The following is a 14,271-nucleotide window of genomic DNA, read 5'->3' on the forward strand; positions in this document are numbered from 1 at the left end:
GCGTCACTCGGCAGGCCGGTGCGCCTCCTCGACGTCGGTCGCGAGCGTGCCGAGGTACAGCTCGATGACCTTCGGGTCGTGCATCAGCTCCCGGCCCGGACCTGAGTAGGCGTTGCGGCCCTGGTCGAGCACGTAGGCCCGGTCACAGATCTGCAGGGCTCGGCGCGCGTTCTGCTCGACGATGACGACGGACACGCCGGCCTTGTTGATCTTCCGCGTCCGGATGAACGTCTCGTCCTGCCGCACGGGGGACAGGCCCGCCGACGGCTCGTCGAGCAGCAGCACGGACGGGTCCATCATGAGCGCGCGGGCCATCGCCACCATCTGCCGCTCGCCGCCGGAGAGCGAACCCGCGCGCTGCTTGCGGCGCTCACCGAGCGTCGGGAACAGGTCGACGATGAACGCGAACCGCTCGTCGTACTTCTTGGGGGCCTGGAAGAGCCCCATCTGCAGGTTCTCCTCGATGCTCAGGGAGGGGAACACGTTGTTCGACTGCGGGACGAACCCGACCCCGCGGCGGACGAGCGCGTCGGCCCGCTGGTGCGTGATGTTCTCGCCCTGGAGCGTCACGGTGCCGGACCGGATCGTCACGAGCCCGAACAGCGCCTTCAGCAGCGTCGACTTCCCGGCGCCGTTGGGCCCGATGATCCCGACGAGCTCGCCCGGGTGGACCACCAGGTTGCACCCGTTGAGGATGTCGACCCCGGGGATGTAGCCGGCGATCACCTCGCGGGCGTCGAGCAGGGGTTCCCCCGCGGGTGCGCCGCGGTGGACGCTGCCGGCGTCGCCGGTGTCGACAGCAGTGGTGCTCATCGGGTCTCCTCCGTGCGGGTGTCTTCCTCGGCGCGCACCTCGGCCTCGAGCTGCTCCGTGACCTCGTCGCTCAGCAGGCTGTCGTCGCCGAGGTCCGTGTCGTGGTGCTTGCCGAGGTAGGCGTCGACCACGGCCTGGTCCTGCATGACGGACTCCGGTGGCCCTTCGGCGACGATGCGGCCCTCTGCCATGACGATGACCCAGTCGGAGATGTGCCGGACCATGTGCATGTCGTGCTCGACGAAGAGGACCGTGGTGCCCTCGTCACGCAGCGACTCGATGTGCCCCAGCAAAGACTGGGTCAGAGCCGGGTTCACACCGGCCATCGGCTCGTCGAGCATGAGCATCCGCGGGGAGCTCATCAGCGCGCGGGCCATCTCCAGCAGCTTGCGCTGGCCGCCCGACAGGCTGCCGGCGAAGTCGTCGCGCTTGGTGTCGAGCTTGAACCGCGCGAGGAGCTCCTCGGCCTGCGCCGTGATCTCCTTCTCGCGCGTCCGCCACAGGGCCGGGACGAGGGCGGTCACGAGCCGTTCGCCAGGTTGGTCCGGTGCGCCGAGGCGCATGTTCTCGATGACGGTCATACGGCTGAGCGCCTTGGTCAGCTGGAACGTGCGGACCATGCCGGAGCGGGCGACCCGTGCCGCGGCGACGCCGTGCAGCGACCGCCCGTCGAACGTCCACGCGCCCGTGCTCGGGCGGTCGAAGCCGGTGAGGAGGTTGAACAGCGTCGTCTTGCCGGCGCCGTTCGGTCCGATGAGCGCCGTGATGGCCCCGCGCTGGACCTCGATGTGGTCGACGTCGACGGCCGTCATGCCGCCGAAGTGCCGCGTGACGTGGTCGGCGACGACAATCGGGTCCGGCTTCGCCGCCCCCGGGACACGCGCGACGTCGGCGAGGGCCGCCGCGACCTCGGCCCGGCGGCCGGCGACGGTGGTGGGCTGGTCAGCGGACATCGATCGCCAGCTCCTTCTTGTCACCGAGGATGCCTTGCGGCCGGAAGATGATCAGCAGCATCAGGGTGACGCCGACGACGATCCAGCCGAACTGCTCGATCTGCTCGGTCCGCATGATGCTGTTCGGCACCCCGGCACGCATCACCGACTTGATGAGCATGAGGGCCGCCCAGAAGATGACCGAGCCGAGCACCGGCCCGAAGACGGTCGCCGCCCCACCGAGCAGCAGGATCGTCCAGACGAAGAACGTCATGGGCCGGCCCATCGAGTCGGGCTGCACCGCGCGCGGCAGGACGTAGAGGATGCCCGCGAGCGCTCCGATGCACCCGCCGAGGATGAGCGCCTGCATCTTGTACGAGTAGACGTTCTTGCCGAGCGAGCGCACCGCGTCCTCGTCCTCGCGGATGCCCTTGAGCACGCGGCCCCACGGTGACCGGATGAGCAGCCACACGAGCAGGCAGGCGAGGCCGACCGCGGTCCAGCCGACGATCCGGACCCACCAGCTGTTCGAGGCGCTCATCGAGTAGTCGAACGGGCCGAGCTGGAAGTTCCCGTCCCCGAACGGCGAGGCGTCCTGGAAGGTGTGCTTGTAGTCGTTGCCACGCAGTCCGGACGACGCGCCGGTCAGCTCGGTGAGGGCGGTCGACCGGCCGATGAGACGGACGATCTCGGCCGCGGCGATCGTCACGATCGCGAGGTAGTCGCCGCGCAGCTTGAGCGTGGGGATGCCCAGGATCAGACCGAAGATCGCCGAGCACGCGACGGCCACCAGCACCGCCGCCCACAGCGGCCAGCCCGCGATGGTCGAGATCGCGAACCCGTAGGCCCCCAGCAGCATGAACCCTGCCTGGCCCATGTTGATGAGGCCGGTGAGCCCGAAGTGGATGTTGAGGCCGATCGCGGCGAGCGCGTACGCGGCGGTCGTCGGGGCGAAGAACTCCCCGGCGACGTTCGTCAGGATGTTGTTCCAGTCCATGACGTCTCCTTAACCGATCCGCTCGGCGCGGCCGAGGATGCCCTGGGGCCGCACCAGCAGCACGACGATGAGGATGAGCAGTGCTGCGGCGTAGCGCATGTCGCTCGGGATGAAGAGGTTGGCGACCTCGACGACGACGCCGATCACGATCGAGCCGACGAGAGCACCGAACGCCGCGCCGAGCCCGCCGAGCGTCACGGCGGCGAACATCAGGAGCAGGAGAGCGGCGCCCATGCTCCAGCTGGTCGCGTTGAGGTACAGGCCCATGAGGACGCCGCCGAGGGCGGCCAGCGCGGCCCCGAGCACCCAGACGAGCCGGATGATCCGCTCGACGCCGATCCCCGAGGCGGCGGCGAGCGCGGGGTTGTCCGACACGGCACGCGTGGCCCGTCCCACCCGGGTCCCGAGCAGGAAGTACGCGACGCCGCCGAGCACGACCGCCGCGATCGCCACCGACACGAGCGACGTCACGGTCACCCGGACCGGCCCGAACGTCAGGGTCGTCGGGTTGGTCGTCACGATGCGCAGGGAACCGCCGCCGAAGAAGAACTGGTAGGTGTACTGCAGCGCCATCGACAGGCCGATCGTCACGATCATCTGCTGCGTGGTCCCGACGCGGCGCCGCCGCAGCGGGTGCCAGATGCCGGAGTCCTGCAGCCAGCCGCTCGCGGCACCGGCCACGACCGCGAGGACGCCGGACACGACGAGCGGGAGACCGAGCAGCTGGCACCCGACGTAGGCCAGGATCCCGCCGAGCGTCACCTGCTCGCCGTGCGCGAAGTTGCTCAGGCCGGTGGTCCCGTAGATCAGGGACAGGCCGACGGACGCGAGCGCGAGCAGGATGCCGAAGATCAGGCCGCTCACGGTCTGCTGCGCGAGCCGGTCCCAGCTGAAGCCGGTGTCCGCCTGCGAGTTGGTGGGCGTACCGACCTCCCCGTTGCCGACCGGGGCGCCGGTGGCACCGGGCTTCGGCGTCGAGCCGGAGCCGTCCGCGGCGACGAGCGGGAACAGCGCCCCCACCGCCTGACCGAGCTCGGCGTTGACGGTCCGCGGGTTCGCCGCAGGGTCGCGCAGCGCGTCGCCTTCGGGCAGGGTGCCGGGGTCCACCTTCACCGTGTACGGCCCTGTCACGGTGACCGGGACCGACCAGCGGCCCTCGGCGTCCGTCACGACGGTGACGGTGGTGCCGGCGCCCGCCACCTCGAGGCTGACGCCGGAGGCAGGTTCGCGTTCACTCGTCCGGATGGTGCCGTTGATGCACCCGGTCGCCACGTCGGCCACGCAGGTGGCCTCCGCGGCGTGTGCGGGAGCGGCCCCGAGCAGCGCGGCGAGACAGACGACGAGCAGCGCCAGGGCCGCCCTCGCGACCGTCAGGCGCCGCGGCGCGCGCGGGAGCGTGGTGGTGGGGGAACGGTCCACGGTGGCGACATCTCGCACCTGGATCCTCCGTACGTCGTTCGTCGAGCGTAGTCACCGGGTTCGGCGGCAGCGTCGAGCCCGGTGCGGGTCCGCCGGGTGGCAGGACGATAGGCACGGATTGTGTCCTGTTCATTACGTCAAAGCGAGCGGCGCGCAGGAAGTCGGCGGTGAGGGGGTCCCCGAACTGGTCGAGCGTCCAAGAAACAGGGCATGCTGGGCCATTGGGACTAGGCACGCCGGTGTCCGCTGCGACATGATCGTCGTGGCGCCACACGGGCAGAGGCGGCGCCAGGCCTGACCGGATCCCCCTCGTCCCGTCTGGAGGCTTGTCGCCGTGCGCCCTCGAGTCCACGTCCGCAGTGCTCGCCCCGACGACCTCGAGGACCTGGTCGGCCTGTGCCTCGCCGCGCGCGCCGAGGCGGCCGTCGGCTCCCAGCTCTGCACGGAGGACTCCGAGCGCCTCCGATCGCAGCTCGGTGCGCTCCTCGCGGTGCCCGGCGGCGAGGTGCTCGTCGGCACGGTGGACGACCAGCCTGCCGGTCTCCTGCTGGCCCGACTGGTCGGGCCCGGCCCGTTCACGGACCTGTCGAGCCTGAACATCGAAGCCGTCTTCGTGCTGCCTGGCTCCCGGCGCCGCGGTCTCGGGCACGCCCTGCTGCTCCGTGCCGCTGAGGTCGCGGAGGAGAACGGCGCCACGGAGCTGTACTCGTCGCCGCTCCCCGGTGCCCGCGGCATGCAGCGGTTCCTCGCCAGGCTCGGTTTTGCCCCGGCGGCCGCTCACCGTGTCGTGACGACCGCCGTCCTGCAGCGTCGCCTCACGCACGAGGTCGGACCGGCCGCCCTCACACCCGCGGTGCGCCGGACGGGACCGCGCGGGCTCGAGGACCTCATCGCCCGCAGGCGCCAGGTGCGCGAAGGGCGCCGCCGGCAGGACGAGTCCTCGGGGGCGGACGCGTCGGCTCAGCCCCGCGCGTCGATCAACATGCAGGTGAGCCGTGCGGTGCAGAGCCGCCGCCCGTCCTCGTCGTCCACCACGACCTGGTAGCTGACGAGGGTCGATCCCAGGTGCAGGGCGGTCGCGGTGCCGGTGACCGAGCCCGACCGGGCCGAGCGGTGGTGCGTCGCGTTCAGCTCGATGCCCACGGCTGCCCGGTCCGGGCCCGCGTGGACCTGCGCCGCGTAGGACCCCAGCGTCTCGGCGAGCACCGCGGAGGCGCCCCCGTGCAGGAGCCCGAACGGCTGTGTGTTCCCGGCGACCGGCATGGTGCCCACGGCCCGTTCGGCGGTCAGCTCGACCACCTCGATGCCCATCCGTTCGAGCAGGGTGCCGGCGGTGGACGGCATGGCGGCGAGGGCGTCGAGGGTGTCGGACATGGCAGATAGGTTGGCACCCGTGAGCGACGCACAGCCAGCCGCCCCTGCCCGACTGCTCCTGATCGACGGCCACTCCATGGCCTACCGGGCGTTCTTCGCGCTTCCTGTGGACAAGTTCGCGACCTCGACGGGTGAGCCGACCAACGCGGTGTTCGGCTTCGTCTCGATGCTCGCCAACCTGCTGCGTGACGAGGAGCCGACCCACGTCGCGGTCGCCTTCGACGTGGGCCGCACCACCTTCCGCACCGAGCAGTACGAGGCGTACAAGGGCAACCGGAACGCGACGCCGGAGCCCTTCCGCGGTCAGGTCGCGGTGATCCAACGTGTGCTCGCGACCATGCACATCCCGGTGCTCGAGAAGCCGTCCTTCGAGGCGGACGACATCCTCGCGACGCTCGCGGACCAGGCGCGGACGCAGGGCATGGAGGTCCTGATCTGCTCGGGAGACCGCGATGCCTTCCAGCTCGTCAACGAGTCCGTGACGGTGCTCTACCCGGTCAGGGGCGTCTCCGAGATGGCCCGGATGACACCGGCGGCGGTCGAGGCCAAGTACGGCGTGCCCCCGCAGCGGTACCCCGACCTCGCGGCGCTCGTGGGGGAGTCCAGCGACAACCTGCCGGGAATCCCGGGCGTCGGGCCGAAGACGGCGGCGAAGTGGATCACGACGTACGACGGCCTCGAGGGGGTGCTCGCGCATGCCGACCAGGTGGCCGGCAAGGCGGGGGAGGCGCTGCGGGAGAACGTCGAGCAGGTGCAGCTGAACCGACAGCTCAACCGGCTCGTGCACGACCTGGACCTCCCGCTCGGACCGGAGGACCTCGAGGCGCGGCCGTGGGACCGCCAGGAGCTGCACGCGATCCTCGACGAGCTCGAGTTCCGCACGCTCCGGGACCGGCTGTGGGCCATGCTCCCGGACGAGGGCGGTGCGGCACAGGTCGCGGTCGCCGCGGCGGCCCTGGACGTGGCCGAGATGGCCGCGGGCGAGCTCGGCGCGTGGCTCGACGCGCGCGCCGGCCAGGCGCTCGGCCTCGACGTGCGGGGGTCGGGCGCTCCGGCAGGCGGAGACGCGTGGGGCATCGCGCTCGCCGACGGTGCCGGCCAGGCCGCGGTCTTCGACCTCGCGGAGATCATGCCGTTCGACGAGGCCGCCCTGGCCGCCTGGCTCGCTGACCCGACAGCGCCGAAGATCCTGCATGCCGCCAAGGAGGCGTGGCACGCGCTCGCCGGACGCGCGATGCCGATCGCGGGCGTCGTGTTCGACACCGAGCTCGCCGCCTACCTGTGCCAGCCCGACCGGCGCGCGTACGACCTCGCGGACCTGGCCATCGGTTACCTGCATCGTGAGCTCGGTGCCGACGACGCGACGCCCGGCGGCCAGGGCGCGTTCGACCTCGAGCTCGACGGCACCGACGAGGGCCGCAGGGCGGCCGTCCGCGCTGCGGCCGTGCGCGACCTGTCGGACGTGCTGGGCGGCGAGCTCGCGGACCGGGGCGCCACCGATCTGCTCACGGGCCTCGAGCTTCCGCTCGTCGACGTGCTGGGACGCATGGAGCGCACCGGCATCGCGATCGACTCGGGCTATCTCGCGGGGCTGGAGCGCTCGTTCGACGCGCAGGTCCAAGAGGCCGCCGCGGAGGCCTTCGCCGTGATCGGCCGCGAAGTGAACCTCGGCTCGCCGAAGCAGCTCCAGGAGGTGCTGTTCGACCAGCTGGCCATGCCGAAGACCAAGAGGATCAAGACCGGCTACACCACGGACGCCGCCGCGCTCACGGACCTGTTCGAGCGCACGCACCACCCGTTCCTCGAGCACCTGCTCGCCCACCGGGACGCAGTCCGGCTGCGGCAGACGGTCGAGGGACTGCTGCGCTCGATCGCGCCCGACGGCCGGATCCACACCACGTTCCAGCAGACCATCGCGGCCACGGGCCGGCTGTCGTCGGCGGACCCCAACCTGCAGAACATCCCGATCCGTACGGAGGCGGGCCGGCAGATCCGCAGGGCGTTCGTCGTCGGTGAGGGGTACGAGACGCTCCTGACCGCCGACTACTCGCAGATCGAGATGCGGATCATGGCGCACCTCTCGGGGGACGAGGGCCTCATCGAGGCGTTCCGGTCCGGCGAGGACCTGCACAGCTATGTGGGGTCACGGGTGTTCGGGGTCCCCACGGACGAGGTGACGTCCGCGATGCGCTCGAAGATCAAGGCCATGTCCTACGGCCTCGCGTACGGGCTGTCGTCCTACGGGCTGTCCCAGCAGCTGTCGATCGAGGTCTCCGAGGCGTCGGCGCTCATGGCGGACTACTTCTCGCGGTTCGGCGGGGTGCGCGACTACCTGACGGGGGTGGTCGACCTGGCCCGGACGACCGGTTACACCCAGACGATCCTCGGTCGCCGCCGATACTTGCCGGATCTCACGAGCGACCACCGCCAGCGCCGGGAGGCCGCCGAGCGGATGGCCCTCAACGCGCCGATCCAGGGCAGCGCGGCCGACCTGATCAAGGTGTCGATGCTCGGTGTGGACCGCGAGCTCAGCCGGCGCGGCCTCGCCTCTCGACTGCTGCTCCAGGTGCACGACGAGCTGGTGCTCGAGGTGGCCGCCGGCGAGCGTGACGAGGTGGAGCAGGTCGTCCGGCAGCAGATGGGCACGGCGGGCGACGCGGCCGCCGACGGGCCGCTCGACGTGCCGCTGGACGTGTCTGTCGGGGTAGGGGCCAGCTGGCACGAGGCCGGGCACTGAGCGTCGCGGGCACCGGCAGTGCTCGACGGTGCCTGATCGAGGGCCGGGTCGCTGGTCGGACTTGTCGAACTTTCGTGTGACTTGTCGAAAGATTTCGTGTACTTCACCCGGTGATGTGCGCCACACTCTCCGCGAGTGGCAACGAGGCCACGCAGCCCCGTCAACTGGGAGGCGTTCGTGACAGACACGTTCGAGAGTCCGCCGGAGACCGACTACCAGCGCGTACAGCGCAGCGACGAGTTCCAAGCGCTCAAGCGCAGGTTCCGGCGCTTCGTCTTTCCCATGACCGCCCTGTTCCTCACCTGGTACTTCGTCTACGTCCTGCTGGCCGACTACGCGCACGACTTCATGTCCACGAAGGTGTGGGGGAACATCACGGTCGGGCTGCTGTTCGGGCTCGGTCAGTTCGCCTCGACCTTCATCATCACGATGGTGTACGCCCGCTGGGCCAACAACCGGCAGGACCCGGTCGCCGAGCGGCTGCGCCTGCACATCGAGGAAGGAACGCTCGACGGAGGTGAGGTGGCATGAGCGGCCTCACGTCCCTGGTCCGTGCCGCAGAGGCCGAGCAGATCGGCGAGCCCTGGGTCAACATCGCGATCTTCGTCGGGTTCGTCCTCGTGACGCTCGTGATCGTCTTCCGCGCATCGCGCAACAACAAGACCGCGGCCGACTACTACGCGGCGGGACGGTCGTTCACCGGCCCGCAGAACGGCACCGCGATCGCCGGTGACTACCTGTCCGCAGCGTCGTTCCTCGGCATCTGCGGCGCGATCGCCATCAACGGGTACGACGGCTTCCTGTACTCGATCGGCTTCCTCGTGGCCTGGCTCGTCGCCCTGCTCCTGGTGGCCGAGCTCCTGCGCAACACCGGCCGCTTCACGATGGCCGACGTCCTGTCCTTCCGCCTCCGTCAGCGTCCCGTCCGGATGGCCGCCGCCCTGGCCACCCTGACGGTCGTCTTCTTCTACCTGCTGGCCCAGATGGCCGGTGCCGGTGGTCTGGTCGCACTGCTCCTGGGCGTGACCGGCACGCAGGCGCAAGGGCTCGTCATCGCCGTCGTCGGTGCGCTGATGATCGCGTACGTCCTGATCGGCGGCATGAAGGGCACCACGTGGGTGCAGATCATCAAGGCGGTGCTGCTGATCCTCGGCGCCGGCGTGATGACGATCCTGGTGCTGTCGAAGTACGGGTTCAACTTCTCCGACCTGCTGCAGGGTGCGATCGACTCCGCGGGCGAGGGAGGCGAAGCACTCATCGGGCCCGGCAAGCAGTACGGCGCGAGCTCGATGAGCCAGCTCAACTTCCTGTCCCTCGCGCTCGCCCTCGTGCTCGGCACGGCCGGCCTGCCGCACGTGCTCATGCGGTTCTACACCGTCCCCTCGGCGAAGGAGGCGCGTCGGTCGGTGGTGTGGGCCATCTGGCTCATCGGCATCTTCTACCTGTTCACGCTCGTGCTGGGATACGGCGCCGGTGCCCTCGTGGGTCCGGAGAAGATCCTGGCCGCCCCCGGTGGCGTGAACTCGGCTGCTCCGCTGCTCGCCTACGAGCTGGGTGGCACGATCCTGCTCGGCATCATCTCGGCGGTCGCGTTCGCGACGATCCTCGCCGTGGTGGCCGGGCTGACGATCACCGCGGCGACGTCGTTCGCGCACGACATCTATGCGAACGTCATCAAGCGCGGCGAGGTGAAGCCCGACGGAGAGGTGCGGGTCGCGCGGATCACGGTCGTCGTGATCGGCATCCTGGCGATCATCGGCGGCGTCTTCGCCAACGGGCAGAACGTGGCGTTCCTCGTGGCGCTCGCGTTCGCGGTCGCCGCCAGCGCCAACCTGCCCACGATCCTCTACTCGCTGTTCTGGAAGAGGTTCAACACGTCGGGCGCGCTGTGGAGCATCTACGGCGGGCTCATCTCCTGCCTCGTGCTCATCGCGTTCTCGCCGGTGGTGTCGGGCAAGGTCGACCCGAAGACCGGGGCGAGCCTGTCGATGATCAAGGACACGGGCATCGACTTCCACCTCATCCCGCTGGAGAACCCGGGCATCATCTCGATCCCGCTCGGCTTCCTCCTGGGGATCCTCGGGACGTACCTGAGCAAGGAGAAGACCGACCCGGAGAAGTTCGCCGAGATGGAGGTCCGGTCGCTGACGGGCGCCGGATCGGAGAAGGCGGTCGTCCACAGCTGACGCCGGACGGGGAGCGGGGTGGTCGCCGACGCACGGCGGCCACCCCGCTCCGCTACGTCCGGTGGGTCACGAAGATGGCCGTCCCGGGGATCAGCGCCCCCCGCACCGGTCCCCAGCCGCCCCAGACCCTGTCGTGTCCCTCGGGCCACTCGGGTTCGACGAGGCGGTCGACCACGAAACCGGCGGCCACGAGCTCGGCCACGTGGTCGCCGAGAGTCCGGTGGTACTCGGCGTACCGGACCCGGCCCGACGCCCCGAGCTCGACGTACGGCCGCCGGTCGAAGTACGACCGGGCTGCCACCAGCCCGTGCTCCGACGGGTCGTCCGGGAAGGCCCAGCGCACCGGGTGCGTGACGGACAGGACCCAACGCCCGCCGGGTCGCAGCACGCGGGCGACCTCGGCGTGGACGCGGTCCGCGTCGGGCACGAAAGGGATGGCGCCGAACGCGGTGAACGCGACGTCGAACGACGCATCGGCGAACGGCAGTGCTCGCGCGTCGGCCACCAGCACCGGCGTCCGGACACCGGCCTGCTCGTCGTAGCGGAGGCCGGCCCGCAGCATGCCGCCCGACACGTCCGTCGCCACGACGTCGACTCCCTGCCCGACGAGCCACCTCGAGCACTGTGCCGCACCGGCGCCCACCTCGAGCACCCGCGCACCGGTCAGGTCACCGAGCAGTCGGGCGTCGGCCTCCCGGACGCCCTCCGGGCACCAGCAGAAGTCGGCCGGTCCGAGAAAGCTGCCGTGCTCGTCGAGATACTCCTGAGCGTTCGCGTCCCACCACCCCCTGCCGGCGGCACCGCCCTCCACAGCCGGGACGTCGAGGTAGCCCGCCTCGACCAGCGGGTCGTCGTCGGGCGGGAGCGCGTCGGGTGCCATGCACCCAGTCTCGGGCCTGACCTGGGACGGAAGGCACGGGATGGGGAGGGCGGCCAGATACGCTGGCCGGACGGCAGCCCGACGACGCGCTCCGGTCAGGTTCCGGACGACGAAGGAGTGTCAGCGTGCGAGTCGGACTGCTCACCGGCGGGGGCGACGTGCCGGGCCTGAACGCGGCGATCCGCGCGGTCGTCAAGCGCGGCGAGGGCGAGTACGGGCACTCGATCATCGGCTTCCGCAACGGCTGGCGCGGAGTCGTCGACGGGTTCTCCCTGCCGATGACCCGCCAGCACATCCGCAACGTGCTCCCGGTCGGTGGCACGCTCCTGGGAACCGCGCGGTACCACCCGCACACGTCGGACGGAGGCCTGGACGCCGTGCTGGCCACCCTCGAGGCCGAGCGCATCGAGGCCCTCATCTGCATCGGTGGCGACGGCACGCTGCACGCCGCGAGCAAGGTCGCCGAGGCGGGCGTCCGGATCGTCGCGATCCCCAAGACGATCGACAACGACGTGTGGGGCACCGACCAGTCGATCGGCTTCGACACCGCCGTGACGATCGCGACGGAGGCGATCGACCGGATCCACACGACGGCCGAGTCCCACAACCGCGTGATGATCGTCGAGGTCATGGGCCGCCACGCCGGCTGGATCGCGGCGACGGCGGGGATCGCCGGGGGAGCCGAGCTCGTGCTCGCCCCCGAGGAGCCGTTCGACATCGACCGCATCGAGCGGTTCCTCAAGCACCGGCACCGCGCGCACGCGAGCTTCTCGATCGTCGTCGTCGCCGAGGGAGCGGTGCCCGCGGAAGGCACTGCGATGCACTACGAGACGCAGGTCGGGAAGTTCGGTGAGATCGTCGCCGGTGCCATCGGGGAGCGGCTCAAGGCCGAGATCGAGCAGCGCACGGGGTTCGACACCCGGGTGACCGTCCTGGGGCACGTGCAGCGCGGCGGCACGCCGACGCCCACCGACCGGATCCTCGGCTCGCGGTTCGGCGTGGCGGCGATCGACGCGGTGTCCCGCGGCGAGTCGAACGTGATGACGGCGCTGCGCGGCGAGAGGGTGGAGCTGGTGCCGCTCGCCGACATCGCCGGCAAGGTCAAGCACGTGCCTGCCGAGCTCCTCGCGGTGGCCCGGGCGCTGGCGTGACCGAGCTGCGCGGCGGCGCCCGGCTTTGACCGCTCCGTCGTCACCCGGATAGGGTGGACGGCGGTGCCGCGCGCCTTCCCGCAGTTCATCCTGCTCGTTCACTCAGCTTGACCGAGCAAGGGCGACCTGAGGGTCTGGATCCGTCCAGTGGCGCACACTGCGGCCCCGAACCCTGTCCGCACAACTTCCATGTCCGCAACGGAGCCCATCCCTACATGAGCATCACCACCCCCGCGAAGCCCGCAACCCCGCAGGTCGCGATCAACGACATCGGCTCGGCCGAGGACTTCCTCGCCGCGATCGACGCCACCATCAAGTACTTCAACGATGGCGACATCGTCGAGGGCACCATCGTCAAGGTCGACCGCGACGAGGTCCTGCTCGACATCGGTTACAAGACCGAGGGCGTCATCCCCTCCCGTGAGCTGTCCATCAAGCACGACGTGGACCCCGGTGAGGTCGTCAAGGTCGGCGACGCGGTCGAGGCCCTGGTCCTCCAGAAGGAGGACAAGGAAGGCCGGCTGATCCTGTCCAAGAAGCGTGCGCAGTACGAGCGCGCGTGGGGCACGATCGAGAAGATCAAGGAGGAGGACGGCGTCGTCACCGGCACCGTCATCGAGGTCGTCAAGGGCGGCCTCATCCTCGACATCGGCCTGCGCGGCTTCCTTCCCGCGTCGCTGGTGGAGATGCGTCGCGTCCGCGACCTCCAGCCGTACGTCGGCAAGGAGATCGAGGCCAAGATCATCGAGCTCGACAAGAACCGCAACAACGTGGTCCTGTCGCGCCGTGCCTGGCTCGAGCAGACGCAGTCCGAGGTGCGTTCCACCTTCCTGCAGACGCTGCAGAAGGGCCAGGTCCGCCCCGGTGTCGTGTCCTCGATCGTCAACTTCGGTGCGTTCGTGGACCTGGGTGGCGTGGACGGGCTCGTGCACGTCTCCGAGCTCTCCTGGAAGCACATCGACCACCCGTCCGAGGTCGTCGAGGTCGGCCAGGAGGTCACCGTCGAGGTGCTCGACGTCGACTTCGACCGCGAGCGTGTCTCCCTGTCGCTGAAGGCGACGCAGGAGGACCCGTGGCAGGCCTTCGCCCGGACGCACGCCATCGGCCAGGTCGTGCCCGGCAAGGTCACGAAGCTCGTCCCGTTCGGTGCGTTCGTGCGCGTCGAGGACGGCATCGAGGGCCTCGTGCACATCTCGGAGCTGGCCGTGCGCCACGTCGAGATCCCGGAGCAGGTCGTCCAGGTCGGCGACGACGTGTTCGTCAAGGTCATCGACATCGACCTGGAGCGTCGCCGGATCTCGCTGTCGCTCAAGCAGGCGAACGAGGGCTTCGACCCGGCCAGCGAGGACTTCGACCCCGCGCTGTACGGGATGGCGGCGGAGTACGACGACGCCGGCAACTACAAGTACCCCGAGGGCTTCGACCCGGCCACCAACGAGTGGCTGGAGGGCTTCGAGGCCCAGCGCGAGGTGTGGGAGGCGCAGTACGCGCAGGCCCACGAGCGCTGGGAGGCGCACCGCAAGCAGGTCTCCGACGCCGCCAAGGCGGACGCCGAGGCCGCGAGCGGCGCCGAGGCCGGGACGAGCAGCAGCAGCAGCTCGACGTCCAGCTCCAGCGCTGCGGTGCCGTCGACGTACTCGTCCTCGACCGAGGAGGCCACCGGCACCCTCGCGTCCGACGAGGCCCTCGCGGCTCTGCGAGAGAAGCTCACGGGCAACTGATCCCGCCCGGGAGGCATCGCGACGACGGGCCGGCCACCTTGGGGTGGCCGGCCCGTCGGCG

The 14,271-nt window shown here is 70.4% G+C and carries 12 protein-coding genes; 6 read left to right on the forward strand and 6 right to left on the reverse strand.

All coding sequences use genetic code 11. The annotated features are described in order from the left end of the window. Positions 1–3: 3 nt before the first annotated feature. Genes ACVW07_RS01190 through ACVW07_RS01205 form a run of 4 tightly spaced genes read right to left on the reverse strand, consistent with a single transcriptional unit; the run spans position 4 to position 4,161 of the window. A complete protein-coding gene (locus ACVW07_RS01190; protein WP_456817470.1) occupies positions 4–813 on the reverse strand; it encodes an ABC transporter ATP-binding protein in 810 nt (269 codons plus the stop codon). After that, positions 810–1,766 (reverse strand): ABC transporter ATP-binding protein, encoded by a 957-nt coding sequence (locus ACVW07_RS01195; protein WP_456817471.1) that lies wholly within the window; start codon positions 1,764–1,766, stop codon positions 810–812. The genes ACVW07_RS01190 and ACVW07_RS01195 overlap by 4 nt, the downstream gene beginning before the upstream one ends. Further along, complete coding sequence (locus tag ACVW07_RS01200) at positions 1,756–2,742, reverse strand: branched-chain amino acid ABC transporter permease (RefSeq protein ID WP_456817472.1); 987 nt, start codon at positions 2,740–2,742, stop codon at positions 1,756–1,758. Before ACVW07_RS01200 ends, ACVW07_RS01195 begins: the two co-directional genes overlap by 11 nt. Before the next feature lie 9 nt (positions 2,743–2,751). Further along, on the reverse strand, positions 2,752–4,161 hold the full coding sequence (locus tag ACVW07_RS01205) for a branched-chain amino acid ABC transporter permease (RefSeq protein ID WP_456817473.1): 1,410 nt from the start codon (positions 4,159–4,161) through the stop codon (positions 2,752–2,754). Positions 4,162–4,495: 334 nt separating this feature from the next. Here ACVW07_RS01205 and ACVW07_RS01210 point away from each other — a divergent pair, with 334 nt between their 5' ends. Next, positions 4,496–5,206, forward strand: a complete 711-nt coding sequence (locus ACVW07_RS01210; protein ID WP_456817474.1) for an N-acetyltransferase family protein — start codon at positions 4,496–4,498, stop codon at positions 5,204–5,206. Here ACVW07_RS01210 and ACVW07_RS01215 read toward each other — a convergent pair. Next, the gene (locus ACVW07_RS01215) at positions 5,122–5,535 is read right to left on the reverse strand and encodes a PaaI family thioesterase (protein WP_456817475.1); all 414 of its coding nucleotides are present in this window, start codon (positions 5,533–5,535) and stop codon (positions 5,122–5,124) included. The genes ACVW07_RS01210 and ACVW07_RS01215 overlap by 85 nt on opposite strands. Between ACVW07_RS01215 and polA the strand changes: the two genes are divergently transcribed. The 3 genes from polA to ACVW07_RS01230 all read left to right on the forward strand — a co-directional run bounded on the left by polA (position 5,534) and on the right by ACVW07_RS01230 (position 10,458). Then, positions 5,534–8,272 carry a DNA polymerase I gene (gene polA / locus ACVW07_RS01220; protein ID WP_456817476.1) on the forward strand — a complete coding sequence of 913 codons (2,739 nt, stop codon included), beginning with the start codon at positions 5,534–5,536 and terminating at the stop codon, positions 8,270–8,272. The two genes, ACVW07_RS01215 and polA, sit on opposite strands and share 2 nt — an antisense overlap. Before the next feature lie 177 nt (positions 8,273–8,449). Then, a complete protein-coding gene (locus ACVW07_RS01225; RefSeq protein ID WP_456817477.1) occupies positions 8,450–8,803 on the forward strand; it encodes a DUF485 domain-containing protein in 354 nt (117 codons plus the stop codon). After that, positions 8,800–10,458, forward strand: coding sequence for a solute symporter family protein (locus tag ACVW07_RS01230; protein ID WP_456817478.1), 1,659 nt, complete (start codon positions 8,800–8,802; stop codon positions 10,456–10,458). The genes ACVW07_RS01225 and ACVW07_RS01230 overlap by 4 nt, the downstream gene beginning before the upstream one ends. Before the next feature lie 52 nt (positions 10,459–10,510). On the opposite strand, the gene ACVW07_RS01235 is transcribed toward ACVW07_RS01230, so the two are convergent. Next, positions 10,511–11,338, reverse strand: coding sequence for a class I SAM-dependent methyltransferase (locus ACVW07_RS01235; protein WP_456817479.1), 828 nt, complete (start codon positions 11,336–11,338; stop codon positions 10,511–10,513). 125 nt (positions 11,339–11,463) lie between these two features. Between ACVW07_RS01235 and ACVW07_RS01240 the strand changes: the two genes are divergently transcribed. Continuing rightward, positions 11,464–12,489 carry a 6-phosphofructokinase gene (locus ACVW07_RS01240; protein WP_456817480.1) on the forward strand — a complete coding sequence of 342 codons (1,026 nt, stop codon included), beginning with the start codon at positions 11,464–11,466 and terminating at the stop codon, positions 12,487–12,489. 215 nt (positions 12,490–12,704) lie between these two features. Beyond that, complete coding sequence (rpsA, locus tag ACVW07_RS01245; RefSeq protein ID WP_456817481.1) at positions 12,705–14,210, forward strand: 30S ribosomal protein S1; 1,506 nt, start codon at positions 12,705–12,707, stop codon at positions 14,208–14,210. Positions 14,211–14,271 lie beyond the last annotated feature (61 nt).

The organism is Cellulomonas sp. URHB0016 (assembly GCF_054057935.1).